General features: G+C 48.3%; 17 protein-coding genes, 1 tRNA gene, 1 pseudogene and 2 CRISPR repeat arrays. Of the genes and pseudogenes, 5 read left to right on the top strand and 14 right to left on the bottom strand.

The features are described from left to right. Nucleotides 1-61: 61 nt before the first annotated feature. Nucleotides 62-1662: a CRISPR direct-repeat array (repeat unit 31 nt; unit sequence GTTTCAACACACAGCCGCCCGAAGGCGGCTG). Between the two features lie 101 nt (nucleotides 1663-1763). Beyond that, a CRISPR array of direct repeats spans nucleotides 1764-2517; the repeat unit is 31 nt; unit sequence GTTTCAACACACAGCCGCCCGAAGGCGGCTG. A 189-nt stretch (nucleotides 2518-2706) separates the two neighbouring features. From cas2 to pip, 12 genes are all read right to left on the bottom strand, one after another. Beyond that, nucleotides 2707-3000: a CRISPR-associated endonuclease Cas2 gene (gene cas2, locus TW89_RS06775; protein WP_049349119.1), complete on the bottom strand. Its 294-nt coding sequence runs from the start codon at nucleotides 2998-3000 to the stop codon at nucleotides 2707-2709. 74 nt (nucleotides 3001-3074) lie between these two features. Beyond that, nucleotides 3075-4088: a type I-C CRISPR-associated endonuclease Cas1c gene (gene cas1c / locus TW89_RS06770; RefSeq protein ID WP_101755126.1), complete on the bottom strand. Its 1014-nt coding sequence runs from the start codon at nucleotides 4086-4088 to the stop codon at nucleotides 3075-3077. A gap of 143 nt (nucleotides 4089-4231) precedes the next feature. Further along, nucleotides 4232-5173 carry an LPO_1073/Vpar_1526 family protein gene (locus tag TW89_RS06765; protein WP_101755125.1) on the bottom strand — a complete coding sequence of 314 codons (942 nt, stop codon included), beginning with the start codon at nucleotides 5171-5173 and terminating at the stop codon, nucleotides 4232-4234. A 3-nt stretch (nucleotides 5174-5176) separates the two neighbouring features. After that, nucleotides 5177-5440: a hypothetical protein gene (locus tag TW89_RS06760; RefSeq protein WP_010129881.1), complete on the bottom strand. Its 264-nt coding sequence runs from the start codon at nucleotides 5438-5440 to the stop codon at nucleotides 5177-5179. A 25-nt stretch (nucleotides 5441-5465) separates the two neighbouring features. Further along, entirely contained in the window at nucleotides 5466-6122 is a 657-nt protein-coding gene (gene cas4, locus TW89_RS06755; RefSeq protein ID WP_101755124.1) for a CRISPR-associated protein Cas4, read from the bottom strand. A 2-nt stretch (nucleotides 6123-6124) separates the two neighbouring features. Beyond that, nucleotides 6125-7006, bottom strand: a complete 882-nt coding sequence (gene cas7c / locus TW89_RS06750; protein ID WP_070608690.1) for a type I-C CRISPR-associated protein Cas7/Csd2 — start codon at nucleotides 7004-7006, stop codon at nucleotides 6125-6127. Nucleotides 7007-7018: 12 nt separating this feature from the next. Then, complete coding sequence (cas8c, locus tag TW89_RS06745; protein WP_283114687.1) at nucleotides 7019-8356, bottom strand: type I-C CRISPR-associated protein Cas8c/Csd1; 1338 nt, start codon at nucleotides 8354-8356, stop codon at nucleotides 7019-7021. Continuing rightward, complete coding sequence (locus TW89_RS12045; protein ID WP_283114686.1) at nucleotides 8278-8775, bottom strand: type I-C CRISPR-associated protein Cas8c/Csd1; 498 nt, start codon at nucleotides 8773-8775, stop codon at nucleotides 8278-8280. The genes cas8c and TW89_RS12045 overlap by 79 nt, the downstream gene beginning before the upstream one ends. Next, complete coding sequence (gene cas5c / locus TW89_RS06740) at nucleotides 8772-9416, bottom strand: type I-C CRISPR-associated protein Cas5c (RefSeq protein WP_070608686.1); 645 nt, start codon at nucleotides 9414-9416, stop codon at nucleotides 8772-8774. Before cas5c ends, TW89_RS12045 begins: the two co-directional genes overlap by 4 nt. Nucleotides 9417-9439: 23 nt before the next feature. Then, complete coding sequence (gene cas3, locus TW89_RS06735; protein WP_283114685.1) at nucleotides 9440-11389, bottom strand: CRISPR-associated helicase Cas3'; 1950 nt, start codon at nucleotides 11387-11389, stop codon at nucleotides 9440-9442. A gap of 80 nt (nucleotides 11390-11469) precedes the next feature. After that, a complete protein-coding gene (locus TW89_RS12040; RefSeq protein WP_283114684.1) occupies nucleotides 11470-11949 on the bottom strand; it encodes a CRISPR-associated endonuclease Cas3'' in 480 nt (159 codons plus the stop codon). Nucleotides 11950-12288: 339 nt separating this feature from the next. Further along, nucleotides 12289-13218 (bottom strand): prolyl aminopeptidase, encoded by a 930-nt coding sequence (pip, locus tag TW89_RS06730; protein ID WP_036491443.1) that lies wholly within the window; start codon nucleotides 13216-13218, stop codon nucleotides 12289-12291. Between the two features lie 124 nt (nucleotides 13219-13342). Between pip and yciA the strand changes: the two genes are divergently transcribed. Both yciA and TW89_RS06720 read left to right on the top strand, forming a co-directional pair. Next, nucleotides 13343-13777, top strand: a complete 435-nt coding sequence (yciA, locus tag TW89_RS06725) for an acyl-CoA thioester hydrolase YciA (protein ID WP_003680677.1) — start codon at nucleotides 13343-13345, stop codon at nucleotides 13775-13777. Between the two features lie 246 nt (nucleotides 13778-14023). Then, the gene (locus TW89_RS06720; protein WP_128580941.1) at nucleotides 14024-14815 is read left to right on the top strand and encodes a formate/nitrite transporter family protein; all 792 of its coding nucleotides are present in this window, start codon (nucleotides 14024-14026) and stop codon (nucleotides 14813-14815) included. 153 nt (nucleotides 14816-14968) lie between these two features. Here TW89_RS06720 and TW89_RS06715 read toward each other — a convergent pair. Further along, nucleotides 14969-15045: transfer RNA gene (locus TW89_RS06715), tRNA-Pro, on the bottom strand. Nucleotides 15046-15198: 153 nt separating this feature from the next. After that, nucleotides 15199-16721: pseudogene (locus TW89_RS06710) on the bottom strand (fumarate hydratase). An 852-nt stretch (nucleotides 16722-17573) separates the two neighbouring features. On the opposite strand from TW89_RS06710, the gene TW89_RS06705 reads away from it, so the two are divergent. From TW89_RS06705 to TW89_RS06695, 3 genes are read left to right on the top strand one after another with little or no spacing between them, the layout of a single operon-like run. After that, nucleotides 17574-18212, top strand: coding sequence for a 2Fe-2S iron-sulfur cluster-binding protein (locus TW89_RS06705; protein ID WP_070608671.1), 639 nt, complete (start codon nucleotides 17574-17576; stop codon nucleotides 18210-18212). After that, nucleotides 18212-19840 carry an FAD-binding protein gene (locus TW89_RS06700; RefSeq protein ID WP_128580940.1) on the top strand — a complete coding sequence of 543 codons (1629 nt, stop codon included), beginning with the start codon at nucleotides 18212-18214 and terminating at the stop codon, nucleotides 19838-19840. The genes TW89_RS06705 and TW89_RS06700 overlap by 1 nt, the downstream gene beginning before the upstream one ends. Then, on the top strand, nucleotides 19837-21090 hold the full coding sequence (locus TW89_RS06695; RefSeq protein ID WP_128580939.1) for a complex I 51 kDa subunit family protein: 1254 nt from the start codon (nucleotides 19837-19839) through the stop codon (nucleotides 21088-21090). Before TW89_RS06700 ends, TW89_RS06695 begins: the two co-directional genes overlap by 4 nt. The last annotated feature ends 71 nt before the right edge of the window (nucleotides 21091-21161 follow it).

Genomic DNA, 21161 nt, shown 5'->3' with positions numbered 1-21161 from the left:
CCGACCACACCACGACTAAGGCGGCTGACAATTGCGCGCCCAACTTAAACGCGCCGGACAGGTTTCAACACACAGCCGCCCGAAGGCGGCTGAACGGTCGCGTTCAGACGGCCTGCTTGTTCGTTCGGTTTCAACACACAGCCGCCCGAAGGCGGCTGCAAACTCAACCGATTTATTCATTATTATCACGCCTGTTTCAACACACAGCCGCCCGAAGGCGGCTGACGGTGTAGTCTGCCTCGGTAATGACAAGGCGCTGTTTCAACACACAGCCGCCCGAAGGCGGCTGCCCCAAATCCTCTTTTTCCATACCGAAACAACAGGTTTCAACACACAGCCGCCCGAAGGCGGCTGACGACAGGCGAAACGGCAAGCGTAACCAATACCGGTTTCAACACACAGCCGCCCGAAGGCGGCTGGGGCATTAGCGGCTCATACGGCGCAACATTGCAAGTTTCAACACACAGCCGCCCGAAGGCGGCTGATAGCCCTGTCTTGCTAGGATTGATTGAACGGCTGTTTCAACACACAGCCGCCCGAAGGCGGCTGGTTGTTGGTCGCGGTAAGGCTGGTGGTAAGCGTGTGTTTCAACACACAGCCGCCCGAAGGCGGCTGGTAAAATATAAACCAAATGTTTCGTATTTACGAGAGTTTCAACACACAGCCGCCCGAAGGCGGCTGGACTAGATTCTCGATGACGTCGAGGTCGTCATCGCTGTTTCAACACACAGCCGCCCGAAGGCGGCTGCGAATGTGATGACCTTGTCAACCAAGTTAACAAAGTTTCAACACACAGCCGCCCGAAGGCGGCTGAACATTAGATTCTTGGTCAATAATGTCGTTATTCGTTTCAACACACAGCCGCCCGAAGGCGGCTGTATTAGTGCTATTTTCGCTATATGGAGCAACCATAGTTTCAACACACAGCCGCCCGAAGGCGGCTGCGCTACCCTACGCCGGCGATACGGCGTGACGGTCGTTTCAACACACAGCCGCCCGAAGGCGGCTGCACCAACAGTCAGATTGTCCCAATCAAATTTTCCGTTTCAACACACAGCCGCCCGAAGGCGGCTGAACTGAACTTCAACTGAATCTTCAGCCTGGTTCAGTTTCAACACACAGCCGCCCGAAGGCGGCTGGGATTTGTATTTGACCATTTGGTTTTAATTTAAGGTTTCAACACACAGCCGCCCGAAGGCGGCTGGAACGTCTTGCAGCATTGAGTTAAGGCCCGCGTCAGTTTCAACACACAGCCGCCCGAAGGCGGCTGCTGGACACAATGATTGAATCAAACGTTGATGGTCTGTTTCAACACACAGCCGCCCGAAGGCGGCTGAGATGTGGTTAAGATTATTTGTTTTAAATTGCTTGTTTCAACACACAGCCGCCCGAAGGCGGCTGAAATCCTGACGGCATTAAACTGATTCCGATTGCAGTTTCAACACACAGCCGCCCGAAGGCGGCTGTTTCAATCGGTTATTTCACTGGATTCATACAAGGGGTTTCAACACACAGCCGCCCGAAGGCGGCTGATTTTTCTTAAACGTGAAACTTAGCGTGTCGATGTTTCAACACACAGCCGCCCGAAGGCGGCTGTTGCTATGGCCTGTATCAACAGTGGCATGAGTTAAGTTTCAACACACAGCCGCCCGAAGGCGGCTGGAGAGCCTGCAATCCAAAAACATCGTACTTTATTGTGTTTCTAACACTACAGCCGCCCGAAGGCGGCTGCGCCATCGAATGCTCCCACAATTCCGCCAAGACGTTTCAACACACAGCCGCCCGAAGGCGGCTGAGGGCTTGATGATTCGCCGTCTTTGTGTTTGTGGTTTCAACACACAGCCGCCCGAAGGCGGCTGTAAATCATGGAGAGGTCAACGTCGCGGCCAAGCTTGTTTCAACACACAGCCGCCCGAAGGCGGCTGAGCCATGGTATGACAGTAAGGACAATCTGATTTGTTTCAACACACAGCCGCCCGAAGGCGGCTGTACACAGTTGACTCAAGATTGGGCACTGTTTATGATTTGTTTCAACACACAGCCGCCCGAAGGCGGCTGAGACGCGGTTCGAAAATTATTTGCCAACCTTGGTGTTTCAACACACAGCCGCCCGAAGGCGGCTGATTTGGACCTGGGAATATCTCGAAACCATTACCAGTTTCAACACACAGCCGCCCGAAGGCGGCTGTTTTTCGATAAATACGGTGTCCGTGTAAGTCTTTTGGTTTCAACACACAGCCGCCCGAAGGCGGCTGTTTTTGTGTTTTGTAAACATAGTAAGCCACGACAAGTTTCAACACACAGCCGCCCGAAGGCGGCTGAACGCAGTAGACGAAATGATTGATGAGGCTGACGTGTTTCAACACACAGCCGCCCGAAGGCGGCTGGTTTTTAACGGAAGATATTCACGACAAAATAAACGTTTCAACACACAGCCGCCCGAAGGCGGCTGCGACGAGGCCGCCGATATACAGGAACGTTGTTTTGTTTCAACACACAGCCGCCCGAAGGCGGCTGGGCCTCTCTCAAAAGCCTTGCTCCATCAGGTTTCGCAGCCCCAATTTCGCTAAGCTCCCAAGAAAAGCAGAAATGCGAGTATAACACAGCCTTTTCCGTTACACCTGCATTCACAATATCCTGATTGTTAAAGAACAATCCAAGTTTGCCAACCCTGCCGCATTTTCATGAGAACCGCAGGTTGGCGATTCACACAATCAACGTATCCTTAAACACATCCACCGCCGGTTTCGCGCCATGGTGTTCCACTTTGCGCCGCCATTTGCTGCCCAGATGGTAAAAGCGCAAGCTGTCGGTTTCGGGGTTGTAGGTTTTCAAGAGTTTATCTTTTAAAACAACCCACTGATCGGGTGCGATGTCGCATTCGAATACCGAATATTGCACGCGCACGCCATAGTCCAAACACAATTTCGCCACGCGCCGTAGCCTTGCCTGTCCGTCCGCGTCTTCCAGCGAAATATCGTAAGTAATCAGCATTAGCATTTTGTATTCCCATATACAGGCTGCTTTAAAGGCCGTCTGAAAATATCCGGTCCGTTTTCAGACGGCCTGCAAACCTATCTCATCAAAAACGGCGGATATTCCGCCAAATCCCCACGCAAATGCCGCGCCAACAGCATGGCCTGAATATACGGCAGTAGCCCGATTTCCACTTCTTCGCCCAAAAACGGATGAACGATTTTCTCCTGCTTTTTCGCCTGCAAAGCTTGGAACAAGAGCTTACGCGCATCGGCTTTTAAGCTTACCGCGCCGCTTGCCTCAGTAACAAAATCCTGCGGTTTGATTTGCCCTCGGTTAATCAAGGAAAGCACCAGCCTGTCTGCCCACCACGCGCGGAATTCTTCCAAAATATCCTGCGCCAAACTGTCGCGTCCCGGTCGGTCGGCGTGCAGAAAACCCACCTGCGGATCCAGCCCCACGCCTTGCAGCGCGCCGCTGATGTCCTTGCCCAAGATGCTGTACACAAACGACAACAGCGCATTCACCCCGTCTCTGGGCGGACGGCGGTTGCGCCCGTCAAAAGAAAAGCCGCTTTTTTCGCTCAAAAGTTGCCCGAACACGCCGAAATAACGCGCCGCCGCATCGCCTTCAATGCCGCGCACCACGTCCAGCCCGTCCGCGCCCTTCAATTGCCGCAGCGAAATATTCAAAGAATCAACCGCACTTTGAATCGCCGCATTCTCGCCGTAATTGCGAATCTGCCGCTGAAGCACCCGCTTACTCGCCTGAATCTTCGCCGCAATGATATTGCGCGCAATCGGCACGGGATTTTGCTCCGACACCCGATACTGCACCCGACGCAGCAGCACATTGCCACTCTGCCGCCCCTGAAGCCGCCCCAAATAACGCCCGTTTTCGGTAAAAAACGCCAAATTCACATTATTTTCACCGCAAAACCCCAGCAGAAAAGGCGACACCAGCACATTCCCAAAACAGAAAATATGCCCGATGGAATGCACCGGCAGCTGCGCCACCTTCTTACGCTCCTGCTCCACCACCAGCGTCTCCCGCTCCTTATGCAGATAACTGCCTTGGGTGGTGATATAGAGCGTGTTTTGTAGTTTGCGCATGTGGAACTCCTTAAGGTTTGACTGCAGTTTTGTTTTGAACCGGCTTGTCAATTTAGGCTGTCTAAAAAATCAGACCTGTAGATAGCTTGAAATAAAAAGCAAATAATCCATCAATATACATGCCCAAATACACACTACGATTTTTAATCAATTTTTATATTGCAATTTTTCGCAATACATTTCCCAAATGGAGTTAATGGCTTAATTAACTCATCAAGTTCAGAAACATCTATTTTCATAAATTCAATAAACTTAATAAAATCTGGGAAGTCAGTTTTTATATTTTCGTTATTATAATCATTCACCCCCAAACTATTACCCAAAAGTTGTAAGGTGTTAATCGTATAAGATTTATCAGAAAAAACCATATTATTCAAAGTAAGTAAATCAATATTTACAGGAGAAGAAATATTTTCCATAAAGAATTTCGAAATATTATTTATATACCTTTTGTAAAAATCTTTTACCTTTTGTGTTAAATCAGCTTGAGACTCTAGCGAATCAACATTATCTCTAATTATTTGATAAACATCAAGAATATCACTATTGAATTGGTTGTCGCCATAGCGAACTGAAACATAAAGACCGTCTCTAAGATATTTGATGAAACACAAGAAAAACACCTGATCCTTGTTTAAGTATTTTAAATATGATATGGCTTGATTGATCAAATAGTCATCATTATTACTACTTAACTTATCCATTAACAAATTTGCTAATACCTCATTTAATGAAATATCATTTTTTGTCCCAACTTGGTTAACCATTTCACTAATTAAACTTTGTACTTCAGAAGAAGCAAATCTTTTCTCCATTTCTTCATCAATGCGACCACTTACAACCTCATCGACAGTTGAATTTAGCTTTTCATGAAATTTAAATGCAAAATCTGCAATGGCTCTATATGATTCAGATCTTGCATTTTCTATCAAGCTAGGTAACTTAGCAGAAAATAGTTTCTCAAATAGATCTTGAATTTCAAAAAATGAAAGCCCAATATTTATATTACCAGTGATGTCTCCTTGATTTTGTAAAGATACAGAATTTTCACCCTGAGATAATGTTAAATTTTTTCCCAAAACCATTTTTCAATCCTTTTTGTTTATTTGATTAATATTTATGTTGCCATTAATTTTTCCAGAATTTTGAATATTTTGTATATTATCTCCATTTAAATTAGCACTTATATTATTTTTAACAAATCTATCTCTCATGTAACTAGCTCCAAATAATAACGACAAAGCACCAAATATCATGGACCAGCTATTAGGATTCAATCCCAGAAAAGATTTATCAAAAATATTTGTAATAAAAGCCAAAAGCAACCAAACAATAACGAAAAATATTTTCATATATTCTCCTAAAAATACTAATAAATCAAAAGCATTTACCAAACAACTCCGCCACATACCCCACACTCCTATCCTGTTTCCCCAGCAACTCCGGCTGACAAATCTCCACCAGCGAGCAGGCTTTGCAGCGTTTGGCGTAGTTGGGCGGCGGGGTTTGTCCGCTGTTTAGAAGTTCGCGCACGGCGGCGATGGTGGCGAGTGTTTGGGCGCGCAGGTCGTCTGAAAACACGACGGGGACGCGATGGCGGGTTTGCATATACCACAGCGCGCCCTCAGAAACGGTTTGCCCTGTCATTTCTTCCAAGCACAAACCTTGGGCGCAAAGCTGGATTTCGTCCATTGGGTCGGGTTTAGGCTTGCCGCGTTTGTATTCCACAGGTTTCAAACGGCCTGTTTTCGTGTCCACTTCCACCAAATCCAACACCCCGTTGATGCCCAATTTCTCCGCCGACACATGCACCGTCCGCTCGAAGCGCACGCCCTTGCGCGTTTCCGGCTCGCCCGAATCCACTCGCTCATGCAGCGCCTTGCCCTGTGCGGTCAAATAGTTCTCCATCCACGCCTGCTCGTTGTGAATCAGTGCGCATTGGCGCGGGCAGAAAGCGTAGTGTTGCAGGGCAGAAAGAGAAATCAGGCGTGTGTCCTGATTTTCCCTTTGGGTTTCGGTTAAAAGTGCGGTCATTTTTAGCCTAATTTACGCAGCAGCTTGGTTTCGCCAAGATTTTGATCGTCCACGCTGACAAGGTAATCGTCAAAATTCCTTGCCACTTCCACTCCGTCTTTTTTAGCAACCTGAATGCGTTTGAAGAGGCTATCAGCAGGTGCGTCACCCAGACTACTGCTGTGTTCAAACACATAGAGCCCGCGAGCATTCATTTGCCCGCGTGCGGCGGAATGGTCGTGGTCGAACATATTGACGAGTGCCTGCCAAAACAGTTCTAAATCACTTTCGGAAAAACCGGTTTGCTTGGCGAAGTGGGCGGAAATAAAGCCATGGCAGCGGTATAGGCCGTAAGGGACTGTAAATTTGCGCCCCATTCTTCCACGTTCTTTCTTTGCTTTTTCTTCTTCACTATCCTCAGGTTTCGGATTTTCAACCTCTTTAGCCGGCGCACAACGAGTAATCGTATGTTCAAGTGTTACTATCGGATCAATAGAGCGGGAAAAAGTCAATTGCACAGGACCTCTAACTTGTCCCGCATTCTCACCTGTCGTTAAAACCGCACCAAAAGTACGAATATCGTAATAGCGTTTGCACATATATTGACGCGCACTTTCGGTTTTTTCTCTCCCATTTGGTTTGTCTTTTACTTCATCTTGCTGATGGGCTTCAGCAATTAAATCATTAAGAATGATTTTTTCACGAATAAAGATATCGTGATGTTCACCATTTTGGGTCATTTGGATAAAATTGCGGACTTTGCGTTTCAGGCAAACATCGGTTACCAAACCTTCACCGGTTTGCGGGTCGATACGCGGCAGGTTGCCTGCGTCGGGATCGCCGTTGGGGTTGCCGTCTTGCACGTCAAATAAAAAGACAAAGTCGTAGCGTTTTTCAATAGTCATAGCATTTGCTCCTTATGCGGTTTTCGCTTCGTTGAACAGGTTTTTCAATGCGTCTTTGGTAAACAGAAATTGGGTTTCGTGGTAATAACCGATGGCGAATAGGCCTTGCTGTTCCAAATTCAAATGGTTGGGAAATCTCTTACAATGTTCCAAAATCTGGCGGATTTCCCATTGCAGTTGTACGGCACGTCCTTCAAATTCCAGCTTATTCAAATGGTGCGGCAGCAGGCGCATCAGTGTGCCGAATACGGCAATCGGCGTACTGCTTGCCGAACCGAAATAGCGGTCGGCAATGGTGGCGTTCAAGCCGGGATTGGCTTCGGCCTGTGTTTTTTCCAGCACGGCAAACAGCCGCCCCAACACATAGCCAATGTCTTGACGGTTTCTATCCAAACTCATAGTTAACTCCTTCATGTTTTTCAGACGACCTGCGCGAATTGCGCGATTGATATAGGCTTTAAGCAGACTTGCCCTGCCATAGGTAATTTTCTGTTCCGCCTTGTTGCGCCGCAAAGCAGCCTGCAACAGGCTGACGGGTAAAACGCGGTTGTTGAGTGCGGCATCGGTTATTTGGGCAATCAGGTCAGATGGCAGGTTTTCCATTTTGCCGTCCAACACTAAATTACCCAGCAGGCGCGGCAACGGCATATATTCGGGGTATGGCGAGTTTTCGCCACGCACCATCTGCAAATCGTCATACCACGCCGCAATGCTTTCGGATAAGGCGGCAACAGTGGTTTCATGCCAAAAGCGGACGACAATGCGCGCAGAATTGGGTGATAGACCTAAAAGGTAGAATTTTTCTTTACCGTCGGGTTCTGTGTATTTGCCGTTGTACAAGCTTTTATAAAGCGATTTGACCGCATCAATATGGGCATCGGGATTGTCCTTGCCGCCGCCGTTAATCAAAGAAGCAAGACTCTCTTCCAACGGAGTTGGTTTCGCACTCCAACAGATGGCTGTTACATCGCCGATACGGAAGCGGTTTTCGCTAGCAAGCAGGGTATTTAAGGCAGTGGTGTACTCGAACATGGCTTGTTCGCCCACAGGAAAGATAAAGCCCTGCTCTTTGCCGTATGATTCAAAAGCTGACAGATTTACCGATGTAAACGGGGCGGGCTTGGCGTTCACACCTTTCACGGCGTTATGCAGCCGCGCAATCGGCGCAGGTTTGCCAGTTACTAGGCAAATGCCTTTGGGGATGTTATCGGATTGTGCCTGATTAGCTTGACTCACATATGCCTGAACCGCCTTTGATTGACAAACCAAATCTACTGCCTCGTCCACCAAGCGGAAGCTGAGATTACAGCCTTTGACTTTGGCACATTCCGCCCAATTTTCGGCCTGCATGACTTTGCTTTTTCTTCCGCAGAAGCTAGAAAGGCGGCAATGGCGGCAACACCTGCATTATCGGGCAACGCCTGTTTCAATTCGTTTACATTGGCGGTAAAGCTAGCATGCTGTTTATCCGCCTGCTCCTGCCCTTTTTCTCCGGCATAGGCAAGCACATAACCGTAGTGATCCCACAATAAATTGCTTACTTCGTAGGATTTTGAACCGCTCCTGCCCAAGCCTTTCGGCACTAAAAAAATGCGGCCAACTTTCTTCTTGCCTTTCAGCTCACGGGTATCTTCCAGCTGAATAAATTTGCCCTGTTTGTCTATAACAATAATGAACGGGATTTCTTTGTTTTCAAACCCTTCCGGGGCAACACCGCCATCGCTTTCGGCTTTGCGTTGGTAGTATTGGGTGAGCGCGTGCAGAATCATCGTTTCACCTCCTCGCTATTGGCTGGGGGCACGGTAATTACGCCGTTTATCGCTTTGCATTGGTAAAACATAGGTTCGGCGTTATTGGAATCGCGCGGATCGGATTTGCTGAAATCCATGTCGTACAACATAAAACCGAAATCTTGGGTAATATCTTCGCGTGGCAAACCGTCTTCAGCCTTTTCAAGTAGCCTGAAATGGCAGGGAAACTCACGGCAACCCAAATAAGGCTGGTGGAAATACTGCCCTTTTTTCGCGCGCCGTTTGAACATTTCGGCAAATTTGACGTAGTTGTCGCCCTCGCCTGCTTCGCTTGTCATGTCAAAATTGGCGTGAATGCGGTAGGCAACGTCTTTCAGTAGCATGGATGCGCGCTGCTGGCGGTTGTCTTCAATATAGAGCGAGCCGCTACGTTCACTCATTTTGGTTCCCACTTCGTTACGGCGGATATTCGTCCACTGAATCGGTTTTAGGATTTCTATCTTCAAGACTCGCCAGCGGATTGCCGGCTTCCACAATATCGCCATTAAAATGTTTCTGGCGGCAGACGGCGTGATAACGGAGTAACTTACCCTTTCTACTTTTAGCTCAGGCCTAGTGAAGCAAGCCAAATCACCGCTGATTTCTAAGATAAAACTCATATCATCTCCTTATTGCTTTCATTTCATAAAACCGAATTTTCAGGTAGCCAAGCTGCATCGTCAAAATCCGCGCCAAGCACGGCTTTGTAATAGCCCTTATCCAACACCAGCAATCCCGCCCTAGAAAAAACCGCATGTGCAGGCAGCTTTTTCAGTTCGTGTTCGTACACCGTTATCGTGTAGCGTTGCAGCTTGCGGTAAACCCATTTGTGTTTGAGTGGATCGCTTTCTAAAAATTTGAACCAACTTTCAAACGGCTCGGGCAGCGGTGGACTGTCAGTTTGCCCGAAGGAGTTGTCGGTTGGCTGAGGAAAGCGTTGTTTGTCCAAAACATCCTGCCATTCTGAAACTTCCACGCCGTCCAAGTGTCGTCTGAAAAAATCGTCCAACTCGTTTGCTTTGATAATTTGCGGACTGCCGTCTTTTTCCCAATGAGCCAACGGGATAAACGGCACAATGAGTGCCACGCCTTGGTTATCAATCAGGCGGAAGCGTTCGGCAGCAGTGCGGAATTTGATTGCCAGCGGATTTTCATTTGATGATTCTGCCGTCAAGAGTCTTGTAATGTCGTGTTTATCCACATCGCCTTTACCGTTGAACCGGCGGAAATATTCGGCAAATGCCGACGGGGAAAGCGGGTCGCCGAGCAGCCCTGCTTTCAGCATTTCTTCGGTAATGTCCTGCCCCTGTTTCAGGCTGCCGCTAGGCGCGCCTTCCTCGGCACGGAACACGACCACTTCACCCAACTGTGGCAGTTTGCCTTCACGGTTGCACCGCCCCGCCGCTTGGGCAATGCTGTCCAGTCCTGCCATCGCCCGATAAACGCAAGGGAAATCCAAATCCACGCCGGCTTCAATCAACTGCGTGCTGACCAGCCATAAAGGCTTGTGCAGGCTGCCTGCGCTATACAGTGCCAAATATCGGCGAACCAACGCAATGACTTCGCTGCGGTGTGTGGCGCACATATTGGCAGACAAATGTAGCTTGATTCCGTTAGAAGGCAGGGCGGCAAAGAGTTTTTGGGCGTGTTTTCGCGTATTGACTACCACCAAAACACACGGACGCGCGGCGATTTCATCGGCAATTTCCTGCCAGCTTTGCGCTTCGTCGTTTGGCAGCGGCATTTTGATGCAGACGCGGCGCAGTTTTTCCGATAAGGCAATTTTGTCTGCCACAATCTCGCGCACGTCCGGCAGGCCTTCCAAAATGGTGCGGCCGAATGCGTCGATATTTTTGCCAAGTTCAGGCTGAGTTGCCGTGCACAGCACAAAGGTAACGCCGTAATCGCGAGCCAACACCCGCATCATGTCAGTAATCGGCTTTTGGAAATCGCGCGGAAGCTGCTGGGCTTCATCCAAAATCACCACGCTATCGGCAATATTGTGAATCTTGCGGCAACGGCTGGTTTTCGCCGCAAACAGGCTTTCAAACAGTTGCACGTTAGTGGTAACAATCAGCGGCGCGTCCCAATTTTCCGTAGCAAGACGAGTTTTCGCTGTTTCCTTATCTTCTTTCACTTCTAAATTGCTGTGGTGTTCTAAAACCACATCATCGCCTAATGCTTTGCGGAAAACATTGGCGTTCTGCTCGATAATACTGGTGAAAGGAATAGCATAGATAATACGTTTTTTGCCAAATTTCAGTGCGTGTTTCAAAGCGAACCCCAAGCTCGCTAAAGTTTTACCGCCACCGGTCGGCACGGTTAAAGAAAACAAAGTGCGGTCGGTTTCTGCGGCAGAAAAACATTGCTGCAAAATGGCATGGCGTTCTTGGTTTAAAGATGAGTTTTTGTCCGATTTTTCATAAAGCTGCGCCATATACTGCTCATATCGCCGGTGCAACTCATCCAAACCGGAAAATTTCGGGCGCAATTCGGCAGCCTGCGCGGCATCTGCATCGGCGTAGCCGTTCATAAAGGCTTCGGTATCCAAAAAATCGGCATCCACCAAGCAGGAAAGAAAAAACGTATCCAAATATGTAGTTCCTTGAACAGTTTTGCCTGTTCTGGTTTTTCCCAAAAAGCAAGAAAATTTTGTGTTAAATCATTATTGGATTAAAGAAAAGAGTCTTCAGACAAACCACTTTCCACCAAGCCCGACAAAGACGCCGCCAACTCGTCATCCGCCTGCTGCAGACGGCTTTTCAGACTGCCTTTGTCATACCAATCTGCCAGCCCAGCATGATGCCCGGCAATCAAATACGCCAACAAATGCCCAAAAAACGAATTAAGGTGCTCTACTGCATATTTGGCACCGGCAGTGGAATGCTGAATTTTGCGCAACTTGGTAGATTCGACATCTTCCAAATGGGCATTTTCTTTTTCAAATCCGGATGCATTACGGATATATTTCTGAAAAGCTTCCTGAAATTTCCCCAAATCGTGCAAAAGCCCCGCATATTCGGCAAACAACGACCCATAACGCCCTGCAAAACGCTTAGCAAGTTGTGCGACTTTTTGCAGGTGGTCTTGCAGAGGGTGGGAATGCCAATTTCCTAATGCGTCTTGGCGGGCGTGGGCAATTTTGTCAGTCATCCAACTTCCTAAAATGAAATTAATTATAGATTTTTAAGAAACACATGTACCCAAACAATTTTTCTATATGTTTCAACAGCAACTTGGTTACCCATGATTTCGCAATCATGCAAGTTTCCATTAGATGGGATTGTGAAAACTAATATTGTCCATCTACCTTACAGATGCAAGTAATAGTAAAACTTACCATCATTAATTAGTTAATTTATAAATCATATCCCAGATAGTATTTACACTCAATAATATTACATATAAACATTTATCGCTTAATATCTAGCAAGCTTTGATTAAAAAATGCCGTCTGAAACTTTTTCAGACGGCATTGTCATTTATTAACCTTTATAACTTGCTTCTAATATCCTCCACTGCTTTCACTAAAGCCTCGGAAAGCGAAGGATCAAAAGAAGAGTGGCCTGCTTGGACGATTCTCAATTCTGCTTCAGGAAAGGCTTGCGAGAGTTCCCACGCGCTTTGCATCGGGGTGCATAGATCGTAGCGGCCTTGGACGATAATGGTTGGGATATGGCGGATTTTGTCGATGTTTGCCAAAATAGCCTTATCGCCCTGCAGCCAGCCTTCGTTCACGAAGTAATGGTTTTCCATTCTTGCGATGGCAAGGGAGGCTTGCGGGTCTTCATCTACATCTTTGGGTTCAAACTGAATAAGGTAGCTTTCCCAGTCTGCCCATGATTTAGCCGCTTTGAGGCGTGTGGCTTCATCTTCGCTGAACAGCATTTCATGGTAGGCTTTAATTAGGGCTTGGCGTTTGTTTTCGGCTACGGGGGCAATGAATTTTTGCCATTGAGCCGGATAAATTTGGCTGACGCCGCCTGCTTCATTCAGCCATGCCATTTCAGACGGCCTACACAGGAAAATACCGCGCAAAACTAATCCGCTGACGCGATCGGGGTGGGTTTCGGCATAAGTCAGCGACAAGGTGCTGCCCCATGAGCCGCCGAAAACCAGCCATTTTTGGATACCGAGCATTTCGCGCACTTTTTCAATATCGGCAACCAAATCCCATGTGGTGTTGTCTTCGATACAGGCATAGGGTTTGGAGCGTCCGCAACCGCGTTGGTCGATAATAACGATGCGGAAATGCTCTGGATTGAAAAAGCCGCGACAGGCAGGTGATGCCCCTGCTCCGGGGCCGCCATGCAGGAAAATCACGGGGTGGCCATCAGGATTGCCTGATTCTTCCCAGTAGATTTCGTGAATGTCGGATACGCGCAAAAGGCCGCTATTTCGTGGTTCTTGAATCGGATGCATGAGCTTTCTCCTTTGTCTGATGAATATGTTGATTGTAACACTTTGCTTTCTGATTTTTCAGACGGCCTACATAGGTTTATCGCCGCAAATGGCGTAAAATAGCACTTTTTTGACAGGATTATTTATGTCTGACAACAAACAAACCCATGCTGCACCCGAAGGCCAACTTTTATTGCGTACGGTAGCCATGCCGCGCGATACCAATCCTAATCAGGATATCTTCGGCGGCTGGATTATGTCGCAAATGGATCTGGGCGGCGGTATTTTGGCGGCAGAAATCGCACAGGGACGCATTGTAACCGTGGCCGTTCAAGAAATGAATTTCATCAGACCGGTAAAAGTCGGTAACGTCGTGTGCTGCTACGGTCATTGCGTCCGCGTAGGCAATACTTCTTTGCAACTGAAAATCGAAGTGTGGGTGAAGACTTTGATGAACGATATGGTAACGGAAGACCGCCAACTGGTCACCGAAGCCGTGTTCACTTACGTCGCCATCGATTCACAAGGCAATCCGCGCCCTATTCCTCGCGAAGGCAATGCAAAGCTGGCTCATTTGTAAGTTTAAAAATTCAAAACAAGGCCGTCTGAAACCTCAACGTTCAGACGGCCTTTTTTAATACAGAAGCAAAATGTAATAATATTTCTTTTGAGCTAAAGCAAGGCGAAGTATCTGTTTTTTAGGTTTAATTCAGGCTGATTGATAAAACAAAGACCGTACACCGGCTCCCTATAACACTGCCCTACCGCGACAGTTTGCGCCACTTTTAAAACGGCGTTTCCTCCTCAACCCACTTTAAGGAACATCATGGCTTCGCGCGATTTATACCCACAGGAAATTTTACAGGTTGTTCTCGACAAAAGCTGCGCCAAAGCACAATCCAGCATCCCTACACTGGTAATCTTGAGCGTTTTGGCCGGCGGATACATCGGCTTCGGATATCTTGCCTATTTAAAAGTAGTCAGCGGCATTCCGCACGAATGGGGTGGCGTTGCGACTTTACTCGGCGCCGCAGTGTTCCCAATCGCCTTGATTTGCATCTTGCTTGGCGGCGGCGAGCTGGTAACCAGCAACATGATGATCATGTCTTTAGGCAGATTGGCCGGACGGATTTCCTCCAAAATGCTGCTGCGCAACTGGGTTATCGTCTGCATGGGCAATTTGGTGGGCACGCTGGCAATGGCTTTTTTCCTCGGATACTATGTCGGCATGATTGAAGGCAGTGTGGCAGAAAAAACCATTGCCGTGGCGGAAGCAAAAGTCCATATGGATTTCGGCCGCGCTTTTGTATCGGCAGTAGCATGTAACTGGATGGTCTGTATGGGTGCGTGGCTGCACTTTGCCGCTAAAAACACAACCGGACGAATGCTGGCCATTTGGTTCCCCGTCATGATTTTCGTATTAAATGGCTTCCAACACCTTGTCGCCAATATGTTCGTTATCCCAGCGGGTATTTTGGCAGGCGCAAACATCACATGGGGACAGTTTTTCTTCAACATGATTCCCGTATTCCTGGGCAATGTCGTCGGTGGCGCATCCTTTGTCGGCGCATCTTATCTTTATACTTATAGAGACACGCTGAAAGATAGTACCGAATAGCCTGCTTTATAAACAACAAAACCTGCTTTGAGAAAGCAGGTTTTGTTTCAGACGGCATTGGTATTAAGTTTTAAAATCTATTTGGACACATTATTCAGATAAATCATCCAAACGAAAAAAGAGCCGTTTTTAAAACGACTCTTTCCAATTTTTTGGTCGGAGTGAAAGGATTCGAACCTTCGACCCCTTGCACCCCATGCAAGTGCGCTACCAGACTGCGCCACACTCCGACTCGATAAGCTGTAAATTCTAGTTTCAAACGCTGATTTTGACAAGTGCTTTTTAGAAGTGGAAATTTACTCGTTTGAAAACATTTGAATTATTTGTAAGCAAAAAAGGCCGTCTGAAATCGTTCAGACGGCCTCTGATTATTCAGTCAAATATCAAGCTTCAACCGGAATAATACCGATTTTGGCCTGCCATTGTTTTGGCGCAATGGCGTGAACCGATTCACCGTTGCTATCCACCGCAACAGTCACAGGCATGTCTTTGACTTCAAACTCGTAAATCGCTTCCATACCCAACTCTGGGAACGCCAATACTTTAGATGCTTTAATGGCTTTGGCAACCAGATATGCCGCGCCGCCAACAGCCATTAGGTAAACGGCTTTGTTATCGGCAATGGCTTGGCAAGTTGCTGCGCCGCGTTCGGATTTACCGATCATACCCAAAAGGCCGGTTTGTTCCAGCATTTGGCGGGTAAATTTATCCATACGGGTGGAAGTCGTCGGACCGGCCGGGCCAACAACTTCGTCACGGACTGGATCAACCGGGCCGACGTAGTAAATCAGTTTGTTGGTGAAATCTACCGGCAATTCTTCACCTTTGTTGAGCATATCAACCAAACGTTTGTGCGCGGCATCGCGGCCGGTCAGGATTTTACCGTTCAGCAACAATACGTCGCCGGTTTTCCATGTGGCCACTTCTTCTTTGGTCAGATTGTTGACATCGACACGTTTGCCGTTGTCCGGGCTGTAAGTCAGATCCGGCCAGTCTTCCAAAGATGGGGCTTCCAGTTTGGCCGGGCCTGAGCCGTCCAATTCAAATTCGATGTGACGGGTAGCTGCGCAGTTTGGAATCATGGCAATCGGTTTGGAAGCCGCGTGGGTTGGGTAATCAAGGATCTTGACATCCAGCACGGTACTCAAACCGCCCAAACCTTGTGCGCCGATGCCCAAGGCATTTACTTTTTGTAGAGTTCCAAGCGCAGGGCTTCGGTTGTAGACAATTCTGCACCTGAATCGGCTTTTTCTTTGAGTTCCTGAATATCGATATGGCTCATCAGGCTTTCTTTGGCCATCAACACTGCTTTTTCAGGCGTACCGCCGATACCGATACCCAAGATGCCCGGAGGACACCAGCCTGCACCCATTTGAGGAACGGTTTTCAATACCCAATCAACGATATTGTCTGAAGGGTTGAGCATGGCCACTTTGGTTTTGTTTTCAGAACCGCCGCCTTTGGCTGCGCAAGTGACTTCGACTTTGTCGCCTTTCATGATTTCCATATGTACAACGGCAGGCGTGTTGTCTTTGGTATTTTGACGTTTGCCAGCCGGGTCGGCCAATACAGAGGCGCGCAGTTTGTTGTCAGGATAGGTGTATGCACGGCGTACGCCTTCGTTAACCATTTCCTGTACGCTCATCTCGGCGTCCCACTGTACATCCATGCCCACTTTCAAGAATACGGTCGCAATACCGGTATCCTGACAAATCGGACGATGGCCTTCGGCACACATACGGCTATTGACCAAAATCTGCGCCATCGCATCTTTGGCCGCAGGGTTTTCTTCTTTTTGATAAGCCTTATACAAAGCCTGAATGTAGTCTTTAGGATGGTAGTAGCTGATGAATTGGAAAGCATCGAAAATACTTTGGATAAAGTCTTCTTGCTTGATGACGGTCATGATTGTGTTCCTTTTCGGAGTCATGGTAGGGAGGATTTGTTTATTTCTTAAGAGACCGATTTTTTCAGACGGCCTTCAATAGTGTAATAGTGCTTTCAAATGAATGACCCAGACAATATCATTTTCATACCCTATTGATTTAAATGAAATTTAATATCGCATTAAATTACTTGGTTATTGATAATCTATATCCACTAACCATTCACTCACATAGAAATAAAATTACATTGTTTTTAAATGATAATCTTATTTCAAGGCCGTCTGAAAATATTTACCTTAAGCATCTGAGAAAGAAATTTAGTAGCTTGTATTTAAAAGGAAACTACCTAAATTTCAGACGGCCTTTCTTATCTTCCAATACAATACACAATTGTAAAACCTGTGTCATTTTCTCCCTCAACCTTCTTGACTGATATCAAACTTGTTTGATTTTCTGAAATTTTATAACAGTCTTTTCACTCGCCCACATACCTAAATATTATTCAATATATACAACAAGCTATGTAAAATTACCTAATATACAATAATGATTTTTACTAGCAAATAGACAAATATTTTAAAATTTATACTAAAAAAGTAATTTTATTTTACTTTTTAAATCAAATAATTATGATTAATTTGTCTAAATAATAGGCATATTTTGTTTGTAATCCCTCCTCTATAAAACCTTAGATTACCCCTATCATCAAAACCTCTAAATTCTGATACACTTCTATCCATACAGGTAGATATTGATTTTAAAAGAATTTCTGAGTAAATGACTTGGATATTTCCTCACGTACAATATATGTAATAAAAATACAATTAATCAAATACCCACTATCCCAACTTCCAATTTCACAGGAACAAACCATGAGTGAAAATTTGTTAACCCTGACCATAGACGGCCATGAAGTCAAAGCTTCCGCCGACTCGTCAATCATCCAAGCCTATGCCCGTTCAGGCAATGCGATTACTGCCAATGTCGGCTGTATGGGTCAAGGCGTATGCGGTTCCTGCCGCTGTATGATTCGTAAAGAAGGCGAGCGCGAAGTCACCACTGCACTGGCATGCGAAACCAAAGTTGAAGAAGGCATGCAGGTCAGCTTCTTGGATTACTTTATTCCCGAGCATATCCAATATTACGACGTCGGCGAGATTGGTGATGGCTGGAACTGGTTGGACGATACCGCCAAAGCCTTTCCTGAAGCGCAAAACTGCCGTCATTGCGGCGGCTGTAATCGTGCCTGTCCTAAAGGTTTGCAAGTGGAAAACGGCGTGGCGCAGGTAGTTTCCGGCGATTTCGGCGCGGCTGCGCTGACCTTTGACCAATGTGTGATGTGCAACCTCTGCACCCTCTCCTGCCCCGAACACATCCGTCCAAACCACTTGGGCCTGTTCGCCCGCCGTATGAAAGCGGCGCGTACGTTGCGCCCTGTGGATTTGATGCGCCGCCTGCGCGAAATCGACAGCGGCAAAATGAAAGTCGAATTTGAAGAGGAGTCAGTGTAATGGTTAACAAAATCCAAGGTATAGACTACGAAACTGCCCTTGCCAACCTGCGTGCGTCCTCATTGGAGCTTCGTGGTGATTTACCTGAAAAGAACGAATTACTGAGCCAATTTCACCCTGACTATCAGGCAAATGCCCGTGTGAAACTGCCTATCGGCCCAAACCAAGGCGATTACTGCCATCCTGATTTGGCCAAACTCTTAATCAGTCAGCCTCTGATTGACGACTATAATTTATCAGGCGCAGAACACTTGAACACTGACGTATTGGTCATTGGTGGAGGTGGTGCAGGCGCGGCTGCGGCATTGTCTGCGACTGAAGCAGGCGCACGCGTCATTATGGCGAACAAGCTGCGTATCGGCGACAGCAATACCGTGATGGCCGAAGGCGGCATTCAGGCAGCGGTCGGCGCGGAAGACAGCCTGCAACAACACTTTGACGACACCATCAAAGGCGGCCACAACGCAGGCAAAAAAGAATTGGTGGCGCAAATGGTTACCGACGCGCCGTCCGCCATCCGCTGGCTGATCGGTTTGGGCATGACTTTCGACCTTGCCAAAGGCGCGGACAGCAACGGCATGTTGAGCCGCAAACGCGCAGGCGGTACGACCGTACCGCGTATTTTGAGCTACCGCGACTTTACCGGCCTCGAAATGATGCGCGTACTGCGCGAGGCAGTCGAGCTCGACGAAAACATTACCCAGCTCAACCGCCACCCAGCCATCGAATTATTATCAGACGAACACGGCCGCTGCGTCGGCGCGATTTTGTACGATTTGGAAAAACGCTCTTTGGTATTGGTTCACGCCAAAGCCGTGATCTTGGCAACCGGCGGCAGCGGACGTTTGCACTTGCAAGGTTTCGCTACTTCTAACCACTATGGCGCGACTGCAGACGGCCTGGTAATGGCTTACCGTATCGGCGCCAAACTGCGTGATGTCGATTCTTTCCAATACCACCCAACCGGCGTTGCCCACCCTCCACACTTGGCAGGCGCGCTGATTTCCGAAGCCGTGCGCTCCGCAGGCACCAAACTGGTCAACGGTTTGGGCGAACGTTTCGTTGACGAATTGCAACCGCGCGACGTTGTTGCCGCTGCGATTCTGCGCGAATGCCGCGAAGGCCGCGGCGTGGTACGCGACGGACAAGTCGGCGTATTCCTCGACACACCGCGCCTGATTGCTAACGACCCTGACGTATTGAACCGTTTGGTAACACTCGGCCACGTTGCCCACAAATGCGGCATTGACCCTGCTGTTGAACCGGTCATGATTCATCCGACACTGCACTATCAGAACGGCGGTATCGAAATCAACGGCGACGGCGCAACCTGCGTCGAAGGCCTCTATTGCGCCGGAGAAGTAACCGGCGGCATTCACGGCCGCAACCGCCTGATGGGCAACGCGCTTTTGGACATCATCAGCTTCGGCCGCCGTGCCGGTAAAGCCGCGGCAAATTGCGGCCTGCCGCTGAAAAAAGTACGCGGCGGTGTCGGACACGTCCACGACCTGCAACGCGAAATGACCCGCGCCGGTCTGACCAGCGACATCAAAGCCCCCGTTTTATATCCCGACTACGGCAAATTCGATTTGCGCGAACACGCCGGTTTGCAGGAGCAACAATCATGAATCAAGCTAATCAAAACTTACTGCATCCTTCCCGCCAAGTCGGCGCAGATTTAGCCGCTTGGCGCAAAGTCGGCGGCGGCGAAGGCCTGCTGGCCGCGCTTGCCGATCCTCAAAGCATTGTTTCCAAACTGCAAGATGCCAATCTTTGCGGTATGGGCGGTGCAGGTTTCCCGACTTGGCGCAAATGGGAGGCCGCCGTTGCCGCCCAAAGCAAAAATGGCGACAAATACGTTGTCTGCAATGCCAACGAAGACGAACCGGGTACATTTAAAGACCGTGTACTATTGGCAAATACGCCGCACCAAGTCATCGAAGGCGTCCTGATTGCCGCCGTTGCCTGCCGCGCCAACAAAGCGATTTTGTACATCAACCCGCATCAAACCGAATCCATCGCTTCCATCACACCGGCCATCGAGCAATGGAAAAACAGCGATTTGTTTATCCGCATTGAAAACTACTTGGGTAAATCTTTGGATTTGCAGCTGGTTGAAACTTCAGGCCGCTACATCGGCGGCGAAGAAACTGCCGTGATTTCATGGCTGGAAGGCGGTTTCCCCTTCCCTCGCCGCAAGCCGCCTTTCCCTGCCGAAAGCGGTGTCAACGGTGAGCCGACCCTTATCAACAATACCGAAACCTTCGCCAATATTCCGCAAATCCTTGCCAAAGGCGCGGAATGGTACAAATCTTTGGGTTTGGGCGATGCCGCAGGCACAAAACTCTACTCACTCTCCGGCGACGTATTGAATCCGGGGCTGTACGAACTGCCAATGGGCACGACCCTGCAATCACTGATTTACGATCACGGCGGCGGTATGCTTGAAGGCCGTACGTTTAAAGCCGTATTTACCGGCGGCCCGTCAAATACGCTTTTGACCGTCAAAGATTTGGATGTGCCTTTGGACTTCGTTTCCGTACGCGAACGCAAATCCAGCCTCGGTACCGGCGCGATGATTGTGATTTCCGAAGGCACCAGCGTGGTGCGTAAAGTGGCCGAATATGTGGAATTTTTCGCTTCCAACTCATGCGGTCAATGCCCACCTTGCAAAGGCGGCACATTCCAGCTTTCCCGCCTGCTCAACCGCGTGGACACCGGCATCGGCACTCCCGACGACCTGCGCGCCTTACAAAGCCTGTGCCAACTGCTGCCACGAAGCGGCCGTTGCGGTTTGATTGACGGCGCGGTTACCGTGTTGCAAAGCTCGCTGCGTACCTTCCCCGAAGAATACGGCCTGTCGGCGGAGCAGGATTAATCCGATACAGGGTTTCAGACGGCCTGTTCTGTAAAGGCCGTCTGAAAAACGATACCCGACTCCCTTTCTCT

Source organism: Neisseria flavescens (genome assembly GCF_001618065.1).
GTDB lineage: Bacteria > Pseudomonadota > Gammaproteobacteria > Burkholderiales > Neisseriaceae > Neisseria > Neisseria flavescens_A.
The sequence above is the reverse complement of the archived record's forward strand: the minus strand, read 5'-3'. Positions and strand labels throughout refer to the sequence as shown.

Bases quoted from the DNA above. Each gene is read 5' to 3' on its own strand.
- cas2 (WP_049349119.1), bottom strand. From the start codon at position 3,000: ATGCTAATGCTGATTACTTACGATATTTCGCTGGAAGACGCGGACGGA.
- cas1c (WP_101755126.1), bottom strand. From the start codon at position 4,088: ATGCGCAAACTACAAAACACGCTCTATATCACCACCCAAGGCAGTTAT.
- TW89_RS06765 (WP_101755125.1), bottom strand. From the start codon at position 5,173: ATGGTTTTGGGAAAAAATTTAACATTATCTCAGGGTGAAAATTCTGTA.
- TW89_RS06760 (WP_010129881.1), bottom strand. From the start codon at position 5,440: ATGAAAATATTTTTCGTTATTGTTTGGTTGCTTTTGGCTTTTATTACA.
- cas4 (WP_101755124.1), bottom strand. From the start codon at position 6,122: ATGACCGCACTTTTAACCGAAACCCAAAGGGAAAATCAGGACACACGC.
- cas7c (WP_070608690.1), bottom strand. From the start codon at position 7,006: ATGACTATTGAAAAACGCTACGACTTTGTCTTTTTATTTGACGTGCAA.
- cas8c (WP_283114687.1), bottom strand. From the start codon at position 8,356: ATGCAGGCCGAAAATTGGGCGGAATGTGCCAAAGTCAAAGGCTGTAAT.
- TW89_RS12045 (WP_283114686.1), bottom strand. From the start codon at position 8,775: ATGATTCTGCACGCGCTCACCCAATACTACCAACGCAAAGCCGAAAGC.
- cas5c (WP_070608686.1), bottom strand. From the start codon at position 9,416: ATGAGTTTTATCTTAGAAATCAGCGGTGATTTGGCTTGCTTCACTAGG.
- TW89_RS12040 (WP_283114684.1), bottom strand. From the start codon at position 11,949: ATGACTGACAAAATTGCCCACGCCCGCCAAGACGCATTAGGAAATTGG.
- pip (WP_036491443.1), bottom strand. From the start codon at position 13,218: ATGCATCCGATTCAAGAACCACGAAATAGCGGCCTTTTGCGCGTATCC.
- yciA (WP_003680677.1), top strand. From the start codon at position 13,343: ATGTCTGACAACAAACAAACCCATGCTGCACCCGAAGGCCAACTTTTA.
- TW89_RS06720 (WP_128580941.1), top strand. From the start codon at position 14,024: ATGGCTTCGCGCGATTTATACCCACAGGAAATTTTACAGGTTGTTCTC.
- TW89_RS06705 (WP_070608671.1), top strand. From the start codon at position 17,574: ATGAGTGAAAATTTGTTAACCCTGACCATAGACGGCCATGAAGTCAAA.
- TW89_RS06700 (WP_128580940.1), top strand. From the start codon at position 18,212: ATGGTTAACAAAATCCAAGGTATAGACTACGAAACTGCCCTTGCCAAC.
- TW89_RS06695 (WP_128580939.1), top strand. From the start codon at position 19,837: ATGAATCAAGCTAATCAAAACTTACTGCATCCTTCCCGCCAAGTCGGC.